The organism is Peribacillus sp. Bi134, assembly GCF_918698065.1.
Lineage (GTDB): Bacteria > Bacillota > Bacilli > Bacillales > DSM-1321 > Peribacillus.
The window spans coordinates 423,447-446,262 of sequence record NZ_CAKKLN010000004.1 but is presented as its reverse complement, the minus strand read 5'-3'; the positions used below and the strand labels follow the sequence as shown (position 1 = coordinate 446,262).

Below are 22,816 nucleotides of genomic sequence, written 5' to 3'. Positions count from 1 at the left end.
ATTACTGGACAGGAACTGGATTCAATAGGGATGACTTGGAGCTGTTCCGTTCTTTTTCATCCGCAACCAGCTGGTCTTCAATCAATTCCTCTAAATGGAAGATTTTCACGAAATTATTTAATTGCTCTTTTGCATTCGGCTCATCTGCCAGCTCTTTTGCATAAAGAATCGGATCTTTCAGCATTTGGTTGATGATGCTTTTCGTATGCTTATTCAAAACTTTTTTGTCACGTTCGCTCAAATGCGGAAGCTTTCTTTCGATGCTTTCCATCGTTTCCTTTTGTATCGATAGGGATTTTTCCCGTAAAGAAGAAATGACGGGAACCACACCAAGTAAATTAATCCATTGATTGAAATCAACGATTTCTGATTCGATCATCAATTCTATTTTCTCGGCAGCTTTTTTACGTTCTTCGATATTGGCTTGCACGATCCCTTCAAGATCGTCAATATCATACAAGAAGACATTTTCCAGCTCAGCCAATGTTGGATCGAGGTCACGCGGCACTGCGATATCGACCATGAAAATAGGACGGCCTTTACGAAGCTTATTGACGAATGACATCATTTCTTTTGTTACAAGGAGATCTTTTGATCCGGTGGAAGTAATCAGGATATCAGCTTCCACTAAAGCGCATTGCAGCTCTTGAAGCTGTTTCGCCGTACCATTGAATCTTTCCGCCAGGTCGACCGCTTTCTGGAAGGTGCGGTTAATGACTGTAATGCTGTCGGCACCATTGCTATGCAGATTTTGAATGGCCAGCTCACCCATCTTACCGGCCCCAAGAATCAAGACATTCTTGCCGTTCAGGCCTCCAAAGATTTTCTTGGCAAGCTCGACTGCCGCATAGCTGACGGAAACGGCATTTGTATTGATTTCGGTTTCCGAATGAGCTTTTTTAGCCAATGTAAGGGCTTGCTTGAAGAGATGGTTAAAAACGGTACCGATCGTATCTTCCTTCTGCCCTAACAGATAGCTTGAACGTACTTGTCCCAAAATCTGAGTTTCGCCCAGTATCATGGAATTCAAGCCGCAGGTAACTGAAAATAAATGCTCAACAGCCCCATCGCCTTCATAAATGAACAGATATTTAGAAAATTCTTCTTTATCGATATTAAACCATTCCGAAAGAAATTCCTTTATATAATACCTGCTTGTATGAAGCTGGTCACCGACCGCATATATTTCCGTCCTGTTACATGTTGAAATAATAATATTTTCCAAGATGCTTTTTTTATTTTTAAGAGCTTTCATTGCCTCGGCAAGTTCGGCTTCGTTAAACGATAGTTTTTCCCGAATTTCTACAGGGGCAGTTTTGTAATTTATACCAACCGCTAGAATATGCATCCTTTTGTTTTGCACCCCCAAAATTTTTCATGTAAATTTATTATACCATGTACTAAAATGGTTTTACGCAAATAATATGAACAGTTTATGAATAACGTATGCTACCATGAAAAGACAGCCAAAACGCCCGAAATGCTACAAAAGGTGTCTTAGCAGGATTGGTAAGTTACATACATATTTCGACATTGTGTACAAAAGTACCATATCAAAAATGGCAAAAAACTTCAAGTAATCGAATTGCATAGGAGGATAAAATGAAAACGCAGCGTATTTTCCCAGGAATCGTATTAATCGGTTTCGGGCTCTATTTTTTTCTTGAACATTCCCAAATCGAAATCTTTCCAGGCTTTTTCAGCTGGCCCACTTTATTATGTATAGTTGGTGCAGCCTTCCTGATTCAGGCATATAGCGGTAATGAATATGAGTCCATCCTGCCAGGCGTCATCTTACTGGGTTTCGGGGCTCACTTCCATATCGTCGAGAATCTGGATATTTGGCCGGATAATATAGGTATCTTTATTTTAATCATCTCGCTGGGATTTATTCTCCGGGCACGTAAAACAAATTCTGGAATGTTTCACGGGCTGGTAATACTTCTCATCTCGATCACTTTCTTATTCTATGATCAAATCACTTCTTCTTTTGGGCTTGTTGAAACAAGCACTGCGAACATCGAAAGGTTTTGGCCATTTGCGTTGATGGCAATCGGCATTTATTTTTTGGTTCGAAAAAAGTGAGAATTGCCGATTCGCATTTTTGCAAATTCCGTGATGAAAAAGGGTATTCCAGATGCGGAATACCCTTTTCTTTTACATATATTTCTTAAGGACGCCCCAGGCTTGTTCCTTGCCTTCGCCTGTTTCACCAGAGAATAGAAGCAATTCATCTTCTTTCTCCATGTTTAGCGTTTGACGCGTGATTTTCAAGTGTTTCTGCCATTTGCCTTTTGGAATCTTATCCGCTTTGGTTGCAATGACGATCCGGGGCAGATCATAATGCTTCAGGAATTCATACATCGCGATATCATCCTTTGTAGGCGGATGACGCAAATCCACAATCAGAAGCGCAGCGCGGAGCTGGTCTCTGGAAGTGAAGTACGTTTCGATCATTCTTCCCCAAGCATCACGTTCCGTCTTGGATACTTTTGCATAACCATAACCCGGTACATCCACAAAATGGAGTGCTTCATTTATGATATAAAAATTCAAGGTCTGCGTCTTACCCGGTTTAGAGGATGTGCGCGCCAAGTTTTTTCGATTGATCATTTTGTTGATGAAACTGGATTTTCCAACGTTGGAACGGCCTGCCAAGGCAAATTCCGGTATTGGAGTATTGGGATATTGTTCAGGCTTCACAGCACTGATGACAATATCTGAACTTGTCACTTTCATTCGTTCACACCTACCAATGCATGCTCAAGGACTTCATCGACGTGTGAAACTGGAACAAATGTTAATGCTTTACGGACACTTTCCGGGATATCATCAATATCCTTTTCGTTATTTTGCGGGATGATGATTTTCGTAAGTCCTGCGCGATGGGCCGCTAAAGATTTTTCTTTAAGCCCGCCGATCGGAAGAACCCGTCCGCGTAATGTAATTTCGCCTGTCATGCCTACCTCTTTTCTGATCGGCCTATTTGTAAGGGCCGATATTAACGCTGTTGCAATCGTGATGCCTGCAGAAGGGCCATCTTTTGGGACCGCACCTTCAGGGACATGAATATGAATATCATATTTTTCATGGAAGTTCGAATCAATCTGAAGTTTCTCGGTTTTTGAACGGACATAACTGAAAGCAGCCTGGGCTGACTCTTTCATTACATCGCCAAGCTTTCCTGTCAGGATCAGCTTGCCTTTACCTGGTGATAAGGAAACCTCGATTTGCAGCGTATCGCCGCCTACCGATGTGTATGCCAATCCATTAGCTACACCGACTTGGTTCTCGACCTCCGCCTGTCCATAATGGAACATGGTTTTCCCTAAAAACTCCTCGACATTCTTTTCTGATATGACGACCCGCTTTTTATCTCCGGACACGATGATTTTCGCAGTCTTCCGACAGATGCCTGCAAGCTGTCGCTCCAAACTTCGAACACCGGCTTCCCGAGTATAATAACGGATGATTTTTGTAAGAGCTTCCTCACGGATTTGCAGTTGTGTCTTCGATAAACCATGGTTTTCCAGCTGTCTAGGCAGCAAGTGATCCTTGGCTATATGAAGTTTCTCTATCTCAGTATAACCTGCAATCGAAATGATTTCCATACGATCACGAAGCGGGCCAGGAATCGATCCCAAATTATTCGCCGTCGCCACGAACATGACTTTGGAAAGATCGTAAGTTTCTTCAATATAATGATCACTGAAATTATGATTTTGCTCTGGATCGAGCACCTCCAGCATCGCTGCAGATGGATCTCCCCTAAAGTCATTGGACATCTTATCCACTTCGTCCAGTAAAAAGACTGGATTGATCGTTCCAGCTTTTTTCATGCCTTGAATGATCCTTCCTGGCATCGCCCCTACATATGTACGGCGATGTCCGCGGATTTCTGATTCATCGCGCACCCCACCTAAAGATATACGGACGAAATTCCTATTCAGCGATGAAGCGATCGATTTAGCCAAGCTGGTTTTCCCGACCCCTGGAGGTCCCACCAAGCAAAGGATTGGTCCCTTCAATGAATTGGTCAATTGCTGGACGGCCAGATACTCAAGCACCCGCTCCTTCACCTTTTCCAAACCATGATGGTCCCGGTTCAGGATTTTTTCGGCTTTATGAATATTCAAGTCATCTTTGGTCGCTTTGGTCCAAGGAAGCGAGATCAACCATTCGATATAATTGCGGATGACAGAGCTCTCGGCCGAGCTGGAAGGAACCTTTTCATAACGGTCCAATTCCTTTAGTGCCGTTTCTTTGATGTGCTCAGGCATTTCCGCTTCCTCTATCTTTTCGTTGAGAACCTCAATTTCCCCTGTTTTTCCTTCCTTATCTCCCAATTCCTTTTGGATCGCTTTCATTTGTTCTCGTAAATAATATTCCTTTTGAGTCCGTTCCATCGAACGCTTAACACGCTGGCCGATCTTTTTCTCGAGAAAAAGAACTTCTTTCTCGTTATTGATGATCTCGATTACACGGCTTAAACGCTCTTTCATATCAATGGTCTCAAGCACTTCTTGCTTCTCCTTCAATTTCAAAGGCAAATGGGAAGCGATTATATCCGCTAATCGTCCAGGCTCTTCAATATCCGAAGTGGACGAAAACGTTTCACCGGTTATTTTCTTGGACATTTTTATGTATTGTTCAAAATAATCCAGTAAGGTGCGCATTAATGCCTGATGTTCAGCATCCTTTTCATCACTGTCTTCATATATTTTAATCTTGGCACCATAATGTGTCTCATAATCGTAAAATTCAATGACTTCTGCGCGGTTCAACCCTTCCACCAACACCCGGATTGTACCATTTGGAAGCTTCAGCATCTGTTTTACCTTTGTTAAAGTTCCCATTGTAAATAAATCTTCTTCACCTGGTTCGTCCAACGAAACATCTTGTTGTGTCGTCAAAAATATAAGATGGTCTTCCACCATTGCTTTCTCAAGGGCTTGTACCGATTTATCTCGGCCTACATCTAAATGAAGTACCATCGTTGGATATACAAGCAGTCCTCTAAGCGGCAGGAGGGGGACGATGATTTCTTTATCAGTCATTTCCTGACACCTCCATCTAATTAGTATCGTCGTTGTAAACTATTTACCCATGTTCTCAACCTTTTAACAATTCTATCCTATTTATATAGAAGTGTCTATTCGTTTACCTTAACACGTTTCGACTGCTATTATTATCTCCAATATTAGATAAAAAAGCACGTCTGAATGCGTGTTTATTTTATACTTCAGGTTTGTCCGGAACGCCAATATGGTCCTTAAAATGCCCCGGTTCTTGTTTTTCCCGGGGCATCTCCTTTATACACTTTCTTTTTTTGATAGGTCCAAGGTTGTGAGGATTTGTTCCGACATCAATTCTTTTTTCAATGCCTGATCCAGCACTTCTTTCACATTTGAAACGGGAATGATTTCTATATCCTTGATTTCAGATAGAAGTGGCTGCATGTTTTCAGCTGGGATGATTACTTTCTTTGCCCCGGCCAGTTTTGCCGCCTTGATTTTCGGAATGACACCGCCGATCGGTTTAACGCCGCCATGAATGCTTATTTCTCCAGTCATTGCCACTGTGTGATCAACAGGGATTTTATAAATGGCCGAGTATATGCCCGTGGCCATTGCAATTCCTGCAGAAGGGCCATCTACTGGACTTCCGCCTGGAAAGTTCACATGGATATCAAATTGACCGGCAGGCACTCCCATCGACCGTAAAACCGTAATGACATTTTCAATTGAACCTTTTGCCATACTCTTGCGGCGAACCGATTTGCCGCTTCCGCCGCCGATACTTTCTTCTTCAACGATACCAGTAATGTTTATCGATCCTTTTTCATCAGTAGCGGCCATGACCGTAACCTCGATTTCCAGCAATGCCCCGCTGTTGGGACCATAAACTGCAAGACCGTTGACAAGACCTATTTTAGAATTCGCTTCTATTTTTCTATCCATTCTTTGTGTCAGCTGACTGCTATGGGCCATCCAATCTATATCTTCTTCTCTGATAAAAGTCCTGTTTTCATTAATTGATATACCAGCAAGAGTCTGAATCATGTTGACAGCTTCCCTGCCATTTCGGGCATAATCGGAGATCGACTGCAAGCCTTTTTCACTGATGGTGATTCCCACTTTATCTGAGGCATTCTTAGCCACGGTGATTATTTCCTCACGGTCAAGTTCACGGAAAAACACTTCTATGCATCTTGAGCGTATCGCAGGCGCGATTTCATTCGGTGTTCTTGTTGTGGCCCCAATCAATCGAAAGTCAGCCGGCAGTCCATTTTTAAAAATATCATGGATGTGAGTGGGAATATTTTGATTTTCCTCTTGATAATAAGCACTTTCAAGAAAGACCTTACGATCCTCCAATACCTTTAACAGTTTATTCATCTGTATTGGATGAAGCTCCCCTATTTCATCTATGAACAGTACGCCTCCATGAGCATTGCTGACTGCACCCTGCTTTGGCTGCGGAATGCCTGCCTGTCCCATTGCCCCGGCTCCTTGATAGATTGGATCGTGCACAGAACCAATGAGCGGATCGGCAATCCCCCGTTCATCGAACCTGGCTGTGGTGGCGTCCAATTCAACGAAAACGGCTGAATTCTTAAAAGGGGACTTGCCATTTTTCTTCGCCTCTTCCAAAACAAGTCTGGCAGCTGCCGTTTTCCCTACCCCTGGAGGACCGTAAATTATCACATGCTGGGGATTCGGCCCGCATAAAGCAGCTTTTAAAGATTTAATCCCATCTTCTTGACCGATGATTTCATTAAATGTGCTTGGTCTTACTTTCTCTGCCAATGGCTCTGTTAACGAAATCGATCTCATTTTCCGTAATTGGTCCATCTCCTTACGTGAATCACGGTCAATGGAAACTTTTTGTGTCCGCTGGCCTTTCAATAAGTTCAAAAAATACAATCCAATAATAATCCCAAAAAACAGCTGGATAAACAACGCCAATCCTGTCCAATTCATCGTATTCCCTCCTGCACTCTCCTAGTTTGTCATTTCTGTTAGTATCTCCTTTGGAAGGGCGATATTATCCAAGAAATTCGTGTTGAAAATTTTGGCGTTTTTATTCTAAGTAACAACAAATTGAAAAAAAGACAAAGAAAAAGACTGCCAGGATGAACCGGCAGTCTCAGACTGTAAACAACTCGAAATTAACTGGTTTTACCCTATTGTTTTGAGGTTTTAACGTTGATTTTCACTACAGGCACTCGCTTTCCGCGGACGGTCCGGGAGCCTCCTCGGCGCTCTGCCCCTGCGGGGTCTCCCTTGGACGCGTATTCCCGCAGGAGTCTCGTACCTTACGTTACAATCAACTTTGGTCTATAAACAAAAAGACTGCCAGCATTAACTGGCAGCCTTTCTTTTCCATATTATCAAGCAGATGTTTTCTTTTCTTGTCCTTTGATGGTTGTACCGTCTTTAAGGACGAGCTTTGGAGATTCATTTTTCGAAATCGTGCTGCCTGTGATTACACATTTTGCTACATCATCACGTGAAGGCAGATCGAACATCACTTCAAGAATGATGCCTTCGATGATGGACCGCAGACCACGTGCACCAGTTTTACGTTCAATTGCCTTTTTAGCAATTTCACTTAGCGCTTCCTGTTCGAATTCCAATTCAACATCGTCTAGTTCAAGCAACTTTTGATATTGTTTAACAAGGGCATTTTTCGGTTTTGTCAGGATTTCAATCAACGCAGCTTCATCCAATTGCTCAAGAGTCGCAATTACCGGAAGACGACCGATGAATTCCGGAATTAATCCGAAACGAAGCAAGTCTTCAGGAAGGACTTTTGAAAGCAATTCTTTTTCTGCAACATCATCCTTTTTCACGTCAGAGCCAAATCCAATGACTTTTTGACCAAGACGGCGTTTGATGATCGGTTCGATGCCATCAAAGGCACCGCCGCAGATGAACAAAATATTGGTCGTATCGATTTGGATGAATTCCTGATGTGGATGTTTACGTCCACCTTGAGGCGGAACGCTTGCAACCGTTCCTTCAAGGATTTTCAATAATGCTTGTTGCACACCCTCACCAGACACATCACGTGTAATAGAAGGATTTTCCGATTTACGGGCAACTTTATCGATTTCATCAATATAAATGATGCCTTTTTCCGCTTTTTCCACATCATAATCAGCGGCTTGGATCAGCTTTAGAAGGATGTTTTCGACATCTTCCCCAACATATCCAGCTTCCGTCAATGAAGTGGCATCAGCAATCGCAAATGGAACATTCAGTAAGCGCGCCAATGTTTGCGCAAGAAGGGTTTTCCCGCTTCCCGTCGGTCCGATCAGGGCGATGTTACTTTTAGAAAGCTCCACATCGTCGACTTTGCTATTGGAATTGATACGTTTATAATGGTTGTAAACAGCGACAGCCAAAGATTTCTTTGCCTGTTCTTGTCCAATAACATATTCGTCAAGAATTTCACGGATTTCCATAGGTTTAGGAACATCCCTGAATTCTACTTCTTCATCAGTGCCCAGCTCTTCTTCGACGATCTCCGTACAAAGTTCTATACACTCGTCACAAATATAGACACCTGGACCAGCAACCAGTTTACGGACTTGTTCTTGTGTTTTACCGCAAAAAGAACATTTTAACTGTCCTTTTTCATCATTAAATTTAAACATGTACGTTCACCCCTTTAAATACTCTTCCAACTCTATTACATAGCGGTACCTAATCGTAATGAAAAAAAACGAGGCACACATCTACTTAAACATTCCAAAATCCCTAGTATGTTTTGCATTTTATCATGTTCTTGGAAGTTTAGTAACAAAAATGCTCACGCGTCCGAGTTGTTAAATAAGTACAATAATCAATCAATATGTATTTGCCCTTTACCAGTATGCCCAAAACTTTGGATTTTTAAAAGCAGGATTTGCTGTATAAATATGTATATGCGGTATTAGAACTAATCTACACTGAAATCCAAAAAAAATCAATCAGGAAATAACCGATATTTGAAATTTACACTAATTCTCAATATGTATAAAACAAGGCACGATTACTCGCGCCTTGTTTTTTAAAGGAAATATTTAAATCTACTTATTTATAAAAATTATTTTGCGTCAACTGTTTTGCTGTTTTCTACCAAGAAGTCAATTGCTTTCTTAATTTTAAGATCGCCTTTGATTCCTTCTAAGTTTCCAAGAGCTTGTTTGATCGCATCAACTTCCATATTGTACATAGTAGCCATTTGTGCAAGTTCAGCTTCTACGTCCTCGTCAGTCGCTTCAAGTTTTTCAACTTCAGCGATTGCTTCAAGAGTTAGGCTCGTACGAACTTGTCCTTCAGCTTCTTCTTTCATTTGCGCTTTTAAAGCTTCTTCGTCTTGACCTGAGAATTGGTAGTAAAGCTCCAAATTCAGACCTTGAGATTGAATGCGTTGAGAGAACTCATTCATCATGCGGTCAACTTCATTTGAAATCATCGCTTCAGGAACGTCCATTTCTGCGCCTTCAACAGCTTTACCAATTACAGTGTTTTGAATGAAGTTTTCTTCTTCGTGCTTTTTGTCATGCTCTAATTTATGTTTTGTTTTTTCTTTAAGTTCAGCCAAAGTTTCCACTTCGTCGTCGACATCTTTCGCGAACTCATCATCCAACTCAGGAAGTTGTTTTGTTTTGATTTCGTGAATTTTCACTTTGAATACTGCTGGTTTACCTGCAAGTTCAGCAGCATGGTATTCTTCAGGGAATGTAACTTCGATATCTTTTTCAGCACCAGTTTCAAGACCGACAAGTTGCTCTTCAAATCCTGGAATGAAAGAGTTTGAACCGATTTCCAATGAATGGTTTTCTGAAGCTCCGCCTTCGAATGCTTCACCATCAACGAATCCTTCAAAGTCAAGAACAACTGTATCGCCTTCAGCAACTTGTCCTTCTTCTTTAACGACAAGCTCAGCTTGACGCTCTTGTAAAGTTTTCAATTCGTTTTCAACATCTTCGTCAGTTACTTCAGTATTGAATTTTTCAACTTCAACACCTTTGTAATCTCCCAATTTAACTTCAGGCTTAACTGTTACAGTTGCAGTGAAGATCAGGTTTTCGCCTTTTTCCATTTTCTCGATGTCGATTTCAGGACGATCTACAGGCTGAATTCCAGCTTCTTCGACAGCATTTGCATAAGCATCTGGAAGAATGATATCAAGCGCATCTTGGTAAAGTGATTCTACGCCGAATTTTTTTTCGAACATTTGACGTGGCATTTTACCTTTACGGAAGCCAGGTACATTTACTTGTTTCACTACTTTTTTGAAAGCTGCGTCTAAACCTTCGTTTACTTTTGCAGCGTCAACTTCAATTGTTAGTACGCCTTGATTACCTTCTTGTTTTTCCCATTTTACAGACATGTGTTTCCCTCCAAAAAATCTATATACTTCAATAATAAGCATTGGATGAATATGCTTTGCAAGTGTTAACAAGTCATCCTTCAAATATACCCAAAAAATATTGGGGAAATCGTCAAAATTAGACGAATATACATTACAACCACTACATTATACCACAGGATTAATCTGTTACAACAGCAATAGCTTAAATAATGGGATAAGAAATTTCTTCAATTTCTTTTATATAGGAAAGAATATCCGCAATGCTTTCCTCATCAGCCTGGTACAGGTCCGCTAAGTCCCTACCGAAAACTTCCCCGGTCATGTATTCTTCCGCCAAGGCATGATAGGCAGCTGCCCATGCAGGCAAGCTTTCAGGTCCGGGTTCAAAAGGGAACAATAAAAAAGAATGACGTTCAATCAAACTATGGACCATTTCAAATAAGCTCGGATTATCCTGACTGATTTCCTCTTCGGTCAGTCCGGTTACCTTCTTATAGAAGTCCGTCTCCTTCAAACTTTTCAATCCCCTTGGTATGACCGACTTCGATTGATTGAATTTCCTCAACGTCACTTCCTCGTTATATTCCTGGTCGATAAGAATGTTAAGGAGCATCGTTTTAAAGAAAGGGTGTCCCTCTTCTTTTTGTAGAAATTTTTCGATTTGAGGGATAAATGGTCGAATATTGATATTCGTTAGTTTTGAAATGACCATTAGCATTTCATTATCCGTTTTCCCTTCAAAAAGTTCATCCTCCTGCAATTCCTCTGAAAGCTGCTGATTTTGCCTTTCCTTCTCCTCTTTTTTATCCTCAAGGGCCCTTTTACTGAACTGAAGCATCTTTTCGAAATGTTCCTCTTTATCAAAAGGAATTTGGCTTTCTTCAAATAGCAGTTCGATCGTCGTGACCATTTCCTGATGCTCGCCTAATTGCAGCAGAACCATCAAATAAATATTGATCAGTTGAAAATAGTCACCGATGCCTTTATTCAGCATCTCTATACACAACTCTTTTGACTCCTTGTAATGCTCAAGTTCGACTAGTGAGACCACTAGTCCCATGCAAACTTCATCATTCTCGGGCTCATACTCCCTGGCTTGGCTGAAAAGCTGTGCAGCCGCTTTAAAGTTTCTGTTTCCAAGCTCATCCAGTCCCTTTGCAATCAGCCTATCACCGAGATTTGGAAAGGCGATAATCTTGGTTTCTTCGGCCTTCTTTTGGTTATTCTCATTATCCATCCTATTTTCCGCCTCACCGTTCGCTTTTTGAGAAACAGTTTAGCATGTAATAGCATGAAACACAAAATTTATATGGGGCGGATGAACACCTTTCTTTCTTTCCCAGATAAAAAAATCCCGCATCCTTTCTAATCAAGAAAGGAGAACGGGATATGACCTTCTTCTATTAATATTAAATGCTCGAAACAGCCTTTTTTTGAGATTCATAGGCAGAAATCTCTTTATCATATTGAAGCGTTATCGAAATTTCATCCCAGCCTTTGATGAGCATTTCCTTCCAATATGGATGAATTTCAAAGCTTGTTTCAAACCCTTGACCATCATTCAATGTCTGATTGGGGAGGTCGATCGTCAACTCATAGTCAGGTGCCGACACTCTCTCCATTAAATAGTTTACTTCAGCCTGGGTTAAAGCGATGGGGACCATCCCATTTTTCATGCAATTACTTTTAAAGATATCAGCATAAGACGGAGCGATGATGATATCGAATCCATAATCTTTCAATGACCAAGGGGCATGCTCACGCGAAGAACCGCAGCCAAAATTTTCTCCTGCTATTAAAATGGACGTGTTTTGATTATGAGGCTGATTCAATTCAAAATCAGGACGCTTCTGTCCATTTTCATCAAAACGCCAGTTATAGAATAAAAATTCGCCAAATCCGCTTCGCTCAATCCGTTTTAAAAATTGCTTTGGAATGATTTGGTCCGTATCCACGTTTTTACGGTCAAGTGCCGCCGCTCTTCCTTTATATATAGTAATGGGTTCCATTCTATGCACCTCCGGTTAATTCGTATTCTTAATGGACTTGTTCAGTTCTTTTCAAATTCCTAATATCGACAAATTTCCCATGAATGGCGGCCGCGGCAGCCATAGCCGGACTAACCAGGTGCGTTCTTGCTCCAGCGCCTTGCCTGCCTTCGAAGTTCCGATTACTTGTGGAGGCACAATGCTCACCGGACGGAACCACGTCAGGATTCATGCTTAGGCACATGCTGCAGCCCGATTCACGCCATTCGAAGCCCGCAGATTTGAAGATTTCATCCAACCCTTCATCTTCCGCTTGCCTTTTGACGCTTTGTGAACCGGGAACGACCATCGCCCGAACTCCTTTTTGAACAGTTTGGCCTTCGATCATTTCTGCAGCTTGCCGTAAGTCCTCAATGCGCGAATTGGTACACGATCCTATGAAAACATGTTGTACGGGAATTTCCGTGATCGGCATGCCTTCCTTAAGACCCATATACTCAATGGCTCGATTAAGTTCCTTGGGATCCATGATATCTTCCGCGAAGGTAGGCACTTTACCGTCCACGCCACTAGCCATTCCAGGATTCGTCCCCCAGCTCACCATCGGTGGAATCAAACTGCCATCAAGAATGATTTCTTGGTCATAAACAGCATCCTCATCACTGGAAAGTGACTTCCAGTCCTGAACACATCGCTCGAACTCTTCTCCTTTCGGCAAATATTTACGACCTTTCAAATAAGAGAACGTGGTTTCATCGGGAGCTACCAGCCCCGCTCTTGCCCCGCCTTCGATCGACATATTGCAAACCGTCATTCTCTCTTCCATCGACATATCCCGGAAAACTTCCCCACAATACTCAATGATATGTCCAGTACCGAAATTGACGCCGAATTTAGAAATCACATATAAAATGACATCTTTCGCCATCACACCATGACCAAGCTTGCCATTAACCTCAAGCTTTAATGTTTTCGGTTTAGTTTGCCATAGGGTTTGTGTAGCCAAAACATGCTCGACCTCACTCGTACCGATTCCAAACGCAATCGAGCCAAACGCACCATGTGTGGAAGTATGACTGTCTCCGCAGACAATCGTCATTCCTGGCTGTGTAAGCCCTAATTCCGGCCCGATAACGTGAACGATACCTTGATCCGGGCTGTCTAAATCAGCAAGGCGGATGCCGAACTCCTTACAGTTTTGCTCAAGCGCCTCTAGTTGTTTCCTTGCAATATCATCCTCGATGAAATAGCGGTTAACGGTTGGCACATTATGATCCATTGTCGCGAAAGTACGGTCGGGTCTTCTGACTGTGCGTCCTTTTAATCTCAATCCTTCAAATGCTTGCGGAGAGGTCACTTCATGAATATATTGAAGGTCTATATAAATTAAATCCGGTTTATTCTCCTCTTCATTTACAATATGGCGATCCCATATTTTCTCTATTATCGACTTTCCCATCACTATCCCACCTCGATCAATCTTGTATTTTTTTAAAAAACACGGCCTATTGTTAGGCCGTGAAAGAAGTTTATGCGTAAGCTCCCATGATATTGGAAATAGCTTCCTGGTCTAAAAGATTTGCTTTTATTTCTGCGATCATCTCTGAAGTGGATGTAATATTTGGTTGGCCATTTGCGATGTCGCCTGTTCTTAAGCCATATTCAAGGACCGTTTCCACAGCCTGCTCAACGGCTTTCGCCTCATCTTCCAAACCAAAGGATAGACGCAGCATGGAAGCCGCTGATAAAATCGTCCCAATCGGATTAGCCAGGTTTTTGCCTGCGATATCCGGGGCGGAGCCATGAATCGGTTCATATAGATTAGGCCCATTTGTTGATATGGAGGCGGAAGGAAGCATTCCAAGCGAGCCAGTCAATACCGACGCTTCATCGCTTAAAATATCACCGAACATATTCTCCGTCACGATAATATCAAATTGTTTCGGGTTTTTGATCAATTGCATGGCCGCATTATCAACAAGCATATGTTCAAGGATTACATCCGGATAGTCCTTGGCAATTTCTTCAGCTGTCTCACGCCACATCCTGCTTGATTCAAGAACATTCGCTTTATCCACGGATGTTACTTTTTTCTTGCGATCCGATGCTAATGCAAAAGCAAGTTCAATGATGCGCTTCATTTCGCTTTTCTGATAGAAAAGTGTATCGACGACCGCCTCTTGCCCTTCTTTTTCCATGCGCTCACTTGGCTTTCCGAAATAAAGGCCGCCTGTCAGTTCCCTGACAATCACGAAATCCACATCTTCAATGAATTCCTTTTTAAGAGGAGAAGATTCCGACAAGCTGGAATAATAGCTGATTGGACGGATGTTAGCATAAAGATTCAAATCTTTGCGGATTTTCAACAAACCTCGTTCTGGTCTTAGGTGCGCAGGCTGGTCATCCCACTTAGGTCCTCCAACGGCCCCTAATAATACCGCATCGCTGTTTTTACAAATCTCCACTGTTTCATCCGGCAGGGGTGCACCTGTGTTATCGATGGCCCCGCCGCCAATCTCACCATATTGAAATTCAAAATCGTGTCCATATCTTTGGGCAACGGCTTCGAGGATTTCTACAGCGCCTCTTGTTACTTCTTTCCCGATGCCATCTCCTTGAAGCACCGCAATATTCCTTTTCATCGAAATCTCCCCTTCCTATTGTAATACTGCTTTTTCTTCCAGTTCCTTCATGATGATCACACGGTTCACAGCGTTCAAATACGCTTTGGCGGATGCTTCCAAGACGTCCTGATCAAGACCCCTGCCGCTTGTTTCCACACCGTTATAATCAATTTTTACAAAAACCTGAGCAAGGGCATCCATTCCGCCGCCCACCGATTGAATTCGATAGTCCAGCAAGCTGATCTCGCTGCCCAAACATCTTTCAAGCGTGTTATATAAGGCTTCTACACTTCCTGCACCTGTAGCCGCTTCCTGAATCTCTTCATTATCGCCTTTTTTCAGCGTGACCGTTGCTGTCGCCGTCTGATGGGTACCATGGGAAATCTGTAAGGAAATCATGTCATAAAAACTGATATCCGTCGCTTTCTCTTCAAGCACCAGCGCAACGATATCTTCATCCGTCATGTTCTTTTTATTATCGGCCAATTCCTTGAACTGAATGAATAATGAGTTCATTTCCTCATCCGTTACCGTAAAATTCAACTCTTGTAATCTTTCTTTGAAAGCATGACGTCCTGAATGCTTTCCTAAAACTAACGAATTGGACGAAACCCCGACAAGTTCTGGTGATATGATTTCGTATGTCGTTTTTTCTTTTAACACGCCATCCTGGTGAATGCCAGATTCATGTGCGTATGCATTGGCACCAATAATGGCTTTATTAGCAGGTACTTGCATTCCCGTAAGGCGGCTGACCAAATCACTGGTCCTTTTTATTTCATTCAATACAAGACCCGTTTCCGCTTGATAGAAATCTTTACGGATGTAGAGTGCCATGGCCACTTCTTCAAGGGCCACGTTTCCGGCACGTTCCCCAATTCCGTTGATTGTGCCTTCGACTTGCGTAGCTCCGCCTTCGATGGCAGCCAATGAATTGGCCGTCGCCATTCCAAGATCGTCATGGCAGTGTGCGGATAAACTAACTTTATCAATAGAAGGAACATGTTCACGAAGGTATCTGAAAATGTTTCCGTACTCGATTGGAGCTGCATATCCAACAGTATCCGGGATGTTAATGACCTTGGCACCAGCCTGAATGACCGCTTCAACGATTTCAGCCAAATAGTCAAGTTCTGTACGGCTTGCATCTTCTGCAGACCATTGTACGATCGGAAAACGCGCTGCCCCGTACTTGACCATATCAACTGCCTTTTCAATCACTTGCTGCTTCGTCATTTTCAACTTATATTCACGATGAATGGGCGAAGTGGCGATGAAAGTATGCAACCTTGGTTCTTCCCCGCCCCTTAATGAATCCCAAGCTGCATCGATATCTCCTTTTACAGCGCGCGCCAGCCCTGTGACAGAGCTGTTTTTGATTTTGCGCGCGATTTCCTGTACGGAGTTGAAATCCCCTTTGGATGCTGCCGGAAAACCGGCTTCGATAATATCAACACCCAATCTTTCAAGCTGATAAGCAATTTCAAGTTTTTCGGTAAAATTCAAATTTACACCGGCTGATTGCTCCCCATCTCGAAGTGTAGTTTCAAATATATTAATTTTTCGCAACGGCTACCACTTCTTTCTCTTTTTGTTGAGGTTTTACGAATGGCATCATTTTTCTTAATTCACGGCCAACCACTTCGATTTGATGTTGGTTTTCACGATTATTGATAGCATTAAAGACTGGACGATTCGCTTGGTTTTCCAAGATCCATCCTTTAGCGAACTCACCGTCTTGGATGTCTTTCAAGATCGCTTTCATTGCCTCTTTCGTAGTTTCCGTCACAACGCGTGGTCCAGAAACGAAATCTCCCCATTGAGCTGTGTCAGAAATGGAATAGCGCATGTTTTCCATACCGCCTTCATACATAAGGTCGATGATTAATTTAAGTTCATGCAAACACTCGAAATATGCTACTTCCGGTTGGTATCCAGCTTCTGTCAATGTTTCGAATCCAGCTTTCACAAGGGCAGTCAATCCGCCGCAAAGTACGGCCTGTTCTCCAAATAGATCCGTTTCCGTTTCTTCTTGGAATGTAGTTTCCAAACCGCCAGCTCTTAAAGAGCCGATTCCCCGAGCGTACGCAAGGGCCAAATCTTTTGCTTCACCCGTAACATTTTGATAGATGGCGAATAATGCCGGCACCCCTGCGCCTTGTTCATATGTACGGCGAACAAGATGTCCCGGACCTTTTGGAGCGACTAATAATACATCTACGTCTGCCGGAGGAACGATTTGATTGAAATGGACGTTGAATCCGTGTGCGAACATTAACGCTTGACCTGCGCGCAATACCGGCTTGATTTCTTCTTGGTATACTTTCGGCTGAGTTTCATCCGGTAATAGGTTCATGATCACGTCTGCCTGTTCAGCTGCCTCTTTCACCGTGTAAACATTGAAGCCGTCTTCCACCGCTTTATCGAAGGATTTACCTTTCCTGATTCCGATGATTACATCTACACCGCTGTCACGTAGGTTTTGTGCATGTGCGTGTCCTTGTGAACCATATCCGATTACCGCTACCTTTTTATTGTTGAAGAAATTCTCGTTTGCTTCTGCGTTATAATATACTTTTGCCATAATAATTACATCTCCCTTTTCATCATTGTTTTTTGTTTTGGTTTGTTTTGGTTTTTATTTCTATACGATTGTCGCACTCTTAGCGTGTGCAATTTGCATTCCACGCGGGATGGCGGCTGTCCCTGTCCTTGCCAATTCCTTGATGCCATATGGCTTGATCAGTTCAATGAAGGCTTCGATTTTATCCGATTCCCCTGTGATTTGAACTGTCAGGCTATCTTTACTGACATCAATAACTGAAGCTCGGAAGGGTTCGATGACTGAATAAATCTCGGCTCGGGTTTGTGTAGTCACCAATATTTTAATGAGTGCAAGTTCCCTCGCCACAATCGATTGATTCGTAATATCATATACTTTCAAAACATCGATCTGCTTATTCAATTGCTTGGTGATCTGTTCAATGACAGCTTCGTCATCAACATCGACCACGAAGGTCATCCTTGAAATGCCATCCTGTTCGGAAGGTCCGACAGTCATGCCTTCAATGTTATAATTTCTTTTCGTGAACAGGTTCGTAATCCGATTCAGGACGCCTGGCCTGTTGTTCACGGTGAGGCTAAGAATTCCCTTCATTGATTAAACTCCTTCCATTTCATCAAGCCCTTTTCCTTGTGCTACCATCGGAAAGACATTTTCATTTTGTTTTACCCGGAAATCAATCAACACTGGACCATCAGTCTTTAACGCTACATCCAGGCAGTTACTTGCTTCTTCCTCCGTCGTCACTTTGTACCCCGGAATTCCATAAGCATCGGCCAATTTCACGAAGTCCGGATGCGATTGAAAAATACTGTGCGAGAAGCGTTTATCATGAAATAGTTCCTGCCACTGTCTTACCATACCTAGTGCCCCGTTGTTGACGATGATGATTTTGATTGGCAGATTCATTTCGGCAATGACTGAAAGTTCCTGCAGGCACATCTGGAATCCACCATCCCCAGATATGGAAAGCACCGTCGCTTTCGGATTCGCCAGTTGCGCTCCGAGAGCCGATGGTAAGCCAAAGCCCATCGTTCCCAATCCACCGGAAGTGACCCATGAATTCGGTTTGTTAAATGGATAGTATTGCGCTGCCCACATTTGATGCTGTCCAACATCCGTCGTAACGATGGCTTCCCCATTCGTTTTTTCGTGAAGCATCTGGATGACCCGCTGAGGTTTCAATACGCCTTCTTCATGGGTATAACGCAATGGGAACTCTTCATTCCATGCAGTAAGCTGTGTTGTCCATTCATCAATTTCCGGTTTCTTGCCATTTTGCGCAATCAACTCTGCCAGTGCTTCCTTGGCACTTCCGACGACCGGAATTTTTGTCGGCACATTTTTACCGATTTCCGCTGGATCAATATCGATATGGGCCACCGTTGCATGCTGTGCGAATTTCGCTAGGTTCCCAGTCAATCGATCATCGAACCTGGCACCGATATTGATTAATAGATCACATTTCGCTAACGCCATGTTTGCTGCATAGCAGCCATGCATACCACCCATACCGATAAAGAGAGGATGTTCCGCCGGAAAGCCCCCAAGACCCAATAAAGTGTGGACGACGGGAATGCCTTGCTGCTCGACATATTCCTTTAATAGATGGGAGGCCTTTGCATGCAGGACACCTGCCCCTGCAAGAATGACCGGTCTTTTCGCCCCGCTTACTGCTTCAACAAGCTTTCTGATCTGTAAGTAATTCGGCTTGGTCGTCGGCTGATAGCCCGGGAGATTCATCTCTGGCTCCTCTTCAGTCGATACACCTTCTATAATGGCCATGTCCTTAGGTATATCGATTAATACTGGACCGGGCCGGCCGCTTGAAGCGATATAAAAAGCTTCTTTTATAATGCGCGGAAGGTCTTCCGGCCTCCTTACCTGATAGTTATGTTTTGTGATCGGGGTAGTAATCCCCAGTACATCAGCCTCTTGGAAAGCATCCGAGCCAATTACACTGGTAGCTACCTGACCCGAAATTACCACAAGCGGTAAAGAATCAATCATTGCATCGGCCAAACCGGTGACAATGTTCGTTGCCCCTGGACCGGATGTAACTATGACCACTCCCGGCTTGCCGGTAATCCTGGCGTATCCTTCCGCTGCATGAATCGCACCTTGTTCGTGCCTTGTCAAAATATGAAAGAGTTCTGAACTGTAAAGCTTGTCATAAATCGGCAATACAGAACCTCCCGGATAACCAAAGATGACTTCAACATTTTCCTTTTTCAATGCATTCAGCAGAAATTCAGCACCAGTATAATGTGTCTTTCCACTTTTCCGATCAGCAACAACTGACTTTTGTGTCATTTCGTAAAAAACCTCCTTCGCTTTTCTATTGAATATTTCTTAACATTCAGAATTTTCAGCTTTTTATGCATACAAAAAAGCCTTTTCACCCCAAATGTACTTGCACTCGGCAAGTTAAAGGGGTGAAAAGGCTTGATGAGCCAATCCACGGTACCACCCTTTTTCGCATGAAACTCCATGCGCACTTTGAATAGCCTACACTATTCTCTGTTTTGGTAACGGGTACTGGTACGCACCCGTTCAGCCCTACTAGTCTGACGTTCAAGCTGAAACTCCAAGGTGAGTTCATCTTTCGGGACAATACCGGCTCTCAGCTACCCGGCTCTCTGTGACTGCCTTTTTAAAAGACTACTTATCCTCTTCAATGCTTTTCGCATTATTCATATTTTTTGAAACGCTTATGTTTGATGTCTTGTATTTGTGATTATCTTACGTGTATTTCAGGTAGTAGTCAACAGGTTTTTTGAAATTTTTTGATAATTCTAAATTGAAAGATTTGTTGTATCCGCTTACATACCTATCATGACCACATTCTATAAAAAAAGTTTTTTCAATATTTAATTTTTAAAAACGTCAGATATCCCATTAAAATTATTAAAGTGATAACAAACTTCTCCACTGAAATATCCTCGCACTACGCACATGATGCCAGTCACTAGTATTAGTGTTCTCAAACAGCGGATCATCCATTTTCCCTTTCACTGTTCGCTGACGCCACTCTTGATATAAGATTCGGCCTCAATCCCTTTTGAAGATCTCTAGTGGATAAACCGCCTGACATTCCAAGATGCGGAAAATCACGGAACAATTCAAAATCCCCTCCCCAAACAAATCCCAGGGATTTTGCTATGGCCGCTACCCTTGTCCACTTTTCGCCCTCTGTCCACAATGTCCGCTTGCCGTCATCACTAACAATGACAAAATCTACAGCAAGTCCATAGTTATGCAAGGACTGGCCAGCTCTGGCATAAGTCACGATAGGCATTGATTTATTCGTTCTGCCCCGTTCATACAATTCATTTTGTTCTGGGAAACTTCGATAACCAGCTGTTATTTGAACAAATATCCCCGCTTCATAAGCTAATTTAACCACTTCGAGTATCGTCTCGTTCACGACCGGGTCCATACCGCCTCCCATATTTTCCTTTGCGCGATTCAATAGGGTTTGTAATTTGATGGCCATCCTAGCACCTCCCCTATATTAAATGCGAACAACACTGTAGGCGGAAAGGCATTTTTATATTTTTTTCTTGGGGAATTGATGGAGTGAAGATTATCTAAAAAAATGACAATGGGCTGAACACAGGTGATATTAATCATCCCCTGGTCCAGCCCTCTAGTTCATTTAGCCAATACATCCTCGTATTCTTCATTTTTTTCAAATTGTTTTTGAACGAACGAACATACCGGAACAATTTTCAGTTTTTCCTCCCTTGCGAATCCTATTACCTTTTCAACAAGGGCATTTCCTACCTTTTGTCCGCGCAGCTTGTCAGAAACAACGGTATGATCGACCGTGATTTCATCATCACCTGATTTAAAGAATGTGATTTCCGCTAATTTCTCACCAGATTCTTCGACAAAAAAAGAACTTTCACCTTTTCTAATATCAACCATGTTAATGACCTCCTTTTAGTTCCTCTTTATCATATCTCACAAAATGGAAATTAAACAAATATTTAAAATGCGATTGAAATTGAATAAAGTAAAGTACTTTCAAAAGTTTTAATGATAGCATTGTCCATGTGAAGTTTATTCACAAACTGATGGTGGCTAATATATATTTTTTCAAGAAAGGCAAAACTTGACCGATTTTTCCTTACCGCTTATATGCCCTTCCGGTACTTCAAATTTCACCATGGCTACGTGCACAACACTGTATTTAATGTAATAAAAAGGTTTTAATTATTCCAGTTTGTCGACAATAGGGTTCAGAAAATTTATCTTTCATCAAATGATGCCCCCGAATCAACGGACACAAAGTAGCCATACCTTCAAACCTTAAGTATGATTTCCATCTGAATTTTATTACGAAGTTGATTGTAGAGGAAGGTGCGAGACTCCTGCGGGAAAAGCGCGTCTAGAGGAGATCAGCCGAGGAGGCTCCCGGGCCGCCCGCGGAAAGCGAGTGCCTGGATCGGATATCAACGTCCAAATTGTAAACACCATAAAATTACTGCAGGCAACAGGTTTTCTTCGAATTTTCTACAGTCTGAATAATTCTTCATAACCTGAAATACAGTGTTTTTCAAGCTTTCGTTTTTTGATTGCATTTAATCAATGGAAGAAATCTTCCCGTAATGATGTAAGAATAAGTATATAATAGTAGAAATTGAAAAAAACTGCCCTTTAAATGTTAGGACAGTTTTACACTTTTATGAAAACAAAATATAAAATGATCATCGATAACAATATGACCATAAAAACAGCGATTAGAATAACGTCGAACTCGAGGGCCGGAATGTCCCTTCATTGATTTGCCGCTTCTTCTGAAGATAACCGAACTTCGCCAGCACTGTAATCACAAGGCCCAATGCACATGTAAACATCCCCAGCACGATACTAATCAGGTCAATCCGGGGATCCCGATGCACACCAAACGTAAAATGTATGCTAGTCGCAAGAAAACCAACCCCCACTATCGCAATCACCGTTCTTACCCAGGCTAAAAGGTACGTTCATTAGCCAGCTGCTGCTGGACATATTTCAATTGGTTTTTCTCCATGTCATCACCTTAATAAAATCAGTCATCTTTTCAGGAGTGAAAAGGCCCTGAACATAGACCCGACAAACATAAGCCCTGCACCGCCGAGCAATAAATATATACATAGAGTTTTATTAATAACATTCAAAGGATAAAGTAAGGCCCCCAGCGCTATGATTGCTCCTATCCCCGTTATGGTCCATCCTATTTTTTTCATTCGCAACTCCTAAAATAAATTATTTAGTGAAGGTCTCCA

At 42.4% G+C, this 22,816-nt stretch carries 19 protein-coding genes and 1 other annotated feature; of the genes, 1 reads left to right on the top strand and 18 read right to left on the bottom strand.

Annotated elements, in window-relative coordinates; genetic code table 11:
* Window position 1: 1 nt before the first annotated feature.
* Window positions 2–1,348 carry a glutamyl-tRNA reductase gene (gene hemA, locus LQ188_RS10770; protein WP_101222807.1) on the bottom strand — a complete coding sequence of 449 codons (1,347 nt, stop codon included), beginning with the start codon at window positions 1,346–1,348 and terminating at the stop codon, window positions 2–4.
* Window positions 1,349–1,602: 254 nt separating this feature from the next.
* Here hemA and LQ188_RS10765 point away from each other — a divergent pair, with 254 nt between their 5' ends.
* A complete protein-coding gene (locus LQ188_RS10765; RefSeq protein WP_230176785.1) occupies window positions 1,603–2,085 on the top strand; it encodes a DUF5668 domain-containing protein in 483 nt (160 codons plus the stop codon).
* Window positions 2,086–2,157: 72 nt separating this feature from the next.
* On the opposite strand, the gene yihA is transcribed toward LQ188_RS10765, so the two are convergent.
* The 17 genes from yihA to LQ188_RS10680 all read right to left on the bottom strand — a co-directional run bounded on the left by yihA (window position 2,158) and on the right by LQ188_RS10680 (window position 22,777).
* The gene (gene yihA / locus LQ188_RS10760; protein ID WP_063232814.1) at window positions 2,158–2,739 is read right to left on the bottom strand and encodes a ribosome biogenesis GTP-binding protein YihA/YsxC; all 582 of its coding nucleotides are present in this window, start codon (window positions 2,737–2,739) and stop codon (window positions 2,158–2,160) included.
* The gene (gene lon / locus LQ188_RS10755) at window positions 2,736–5,057 is read right to left on the bottom strand and encodes an endopeptidase La (RefSeq protein ID WP_101222809.1); all 2,322 of its coding nucleotides are present in this window, start codon (window positions 5,055–5,057) and stop codon (window positions 2,736–2,738) included. The genes yihA and lon overlap by 4 nt, the downstream gene beginning before the upstream one ends.
* Window positions 5,058–5,312: 255 nt before the next feature.
* Complete coding sequence (lonB, locus tag LQ188_RS10750; protein ID WP_101222810.1) at window positions 5,313–6,983, bottom strand: ATP-dependent protease LonB; 1,671 nt, start codon at window positions 6,981–6,983, stop codon at window positions 5,313–5,315.
* Between the two features lie 410 nt (window positions 6,984–7,393).
* Window positions 7,394–8,662 (bottom strand): ATP-dependent protease ATP-binding subunit ClpX, encoded by a 1,269-nt coding sequence (clpX, locus tag LQ188_RS10745; RefSeq protein ID WP_101222811.1) that lies wholly within the window; start codon window positions 8,660–8,662, stop codon window positions 7,394–7,396.
* Between the two features lie 431 nt (window positions 8,663–9,093).
* The gene (gene tig / locus LQ188_RS10740) at window positions 9,094–10,386 is read right to left on the bottom strand and encodes a trigger factor (RefSeq protein ID WP_101222812.1); all 1,293 of its coding nucleotides are present in this window, start codon (window positions 10,384–10,386) and stop codon (window positions 9,094–9,096) included.
* 184 nt (window positions 10,387–10,570) lie between these two features.
* Window positions 10,571–11,605, bottom strand: a complete 1,035-nt coding sequence (locus LQ188_RS10735) for a tetratricopeptide repeat protein (protein WP_230176784.1) — start codon at window positions 11,603–11,605, stop codon at window positions 10,571–10,573.
* A 172-nt stretch (window positions 11,606–11,777) separates the two neighbouring features.
* Entirely contained in the window at window positions 11,778–12,377 is a 600-nt protein-coding gene (leuD, locus tag LQ188_RS10730) for a 3-isopropylmalate dehydratase small subunit (protein WP_101222814.1), read from the bottom strand.
* A 28-nt stretch (window positions 12,378–12,405) separates the two neighbouring features.
* Window positions 12,406–13,815: a 3-isopropylmalate dehydratase large subunit gene (gene leuC / locus LQ188_RS10725; RefSeq protein ID WP_101222815.1), complete on the bottom strand. Its 1,410-nt coding sequence runs from the start codon at window positions 13,813–13,815 to the stop codon at window positions 12,406–12,408.
* A 70-nt stretch (window positions 13,816–13,885) separates the two neighbouring features.
* A complete protein-coding gene (leuB, locus tag LQ188_RS10720) occupies window positions 13,886–14,998 on the bottom strand; it encodes a 3-isopropylmalate dehydrogenase (RefSeq protein WP_101222816.1) in 1,113 nt (370 codons plus the stop codon).
* A gap of 15 nt (window positions 14,999–15,013) precedes the next feature.
* A complete protein-coding gene (locus LQ188_RS10715) occupies window positions 15,014–16,549 on the bottom strand; it encodes a 2-isopropylmalate synthase (protein WP_101222817.1) in 1,536 nt (511 codons plus the stop codon).
* On the bottom strand, window positions 16,536–17,564 hold the full coding sequence (ilvC, locus tag LQ188_RS10710; protein WP_101222818.1) for a ketol-acid reductoisomerase: 1,029 nt from the start codon (window positions 17,562–17,564) through the stop codon (window positions 16,536–16,538). Before ilvC ends, LQ188_RS10715 begins: the two co-directional genes overlap by 14 nt.
* A 60-nt stretch (window positions 17,565–17,624) precedes the next feature.
* Window positions 17,625–18,137, bottom strand: coding sequence for an acetolactate synthase small subunit (ilvN, locus tag LQ188_RS10705; RefSeq protein WP_101222819.1), 513 nt, complete (start codon window positions 18,135–18,137; stop codon window positions 17,625–17,627).
* Between the two features lie 3 nt (window positions 18,138–18,140).
* Window positions 18,141–19,856, bottom strand: coding sequence for an acetolactate synthase large subunit (ilvB, locus tag LQ188_RS10700; RefSeq protein ID WP_101222820.1), 1,716 nt, complete (start codon window positions 19,854–19,856; stop codon window positions 18,141–18,143).
* Between the two features lie 115 nt (window positions 19,857–19,971).
* Window positions 19,972–20,230 (bottom strand) — a binding site (T-box leader).
* 308 nt (window positions 20,231–20,538) lie between these two features.
* Window positions 20,539–21,039: a M15 family metallopeptidase gene (locus tag LQ188_RS10695; protein ID WP_101222822.1), complete on the bottom strand. Its 501-nt coding sequence runs from the start codon at window positions 21,037–21,039 to the stop codon at window positions 20,539–20,541.
* A gap of 158 nt (window positions 21,040–21,197) precedes the next feature.
* Window positions 21,198–21,473, bottom strand: coding sequence for a GNAT family N-acetyltransferase (locus LQ188_RS10690; RefSeq protein WP_101222823.1), 276 nt, complete (start codon window positions 21,471–21,473; stop codon window positions 21,198–21,200).
* Between the two features lie 815 nt (window positions 21,474–22,288).
* A complete protein-coding gene (locus LQ188_RS10685; protein ID WP_230176783.1) occupies window positions 22,289–22,495 on the bottom strand; it encodes a hypothetical protein in 207 nt (68 codons plus the stop codon).
* A gap of 108 nt (window positions 22,496–22,603) precedes the next feature.
* Window positions 22,604–22,777, bottom strand: a complete 174-nt coding sequence (locus LQ188_RS10680) for a hypothetical protein (RefSeq protein ID WP_202190575.1) — start codon at window positions 22,775–22,777, stop codon at window positions 22,604–22,606.
* Between the last annotated feature and the right edge of the window lie 39 nt (window positions 22,778–22,816).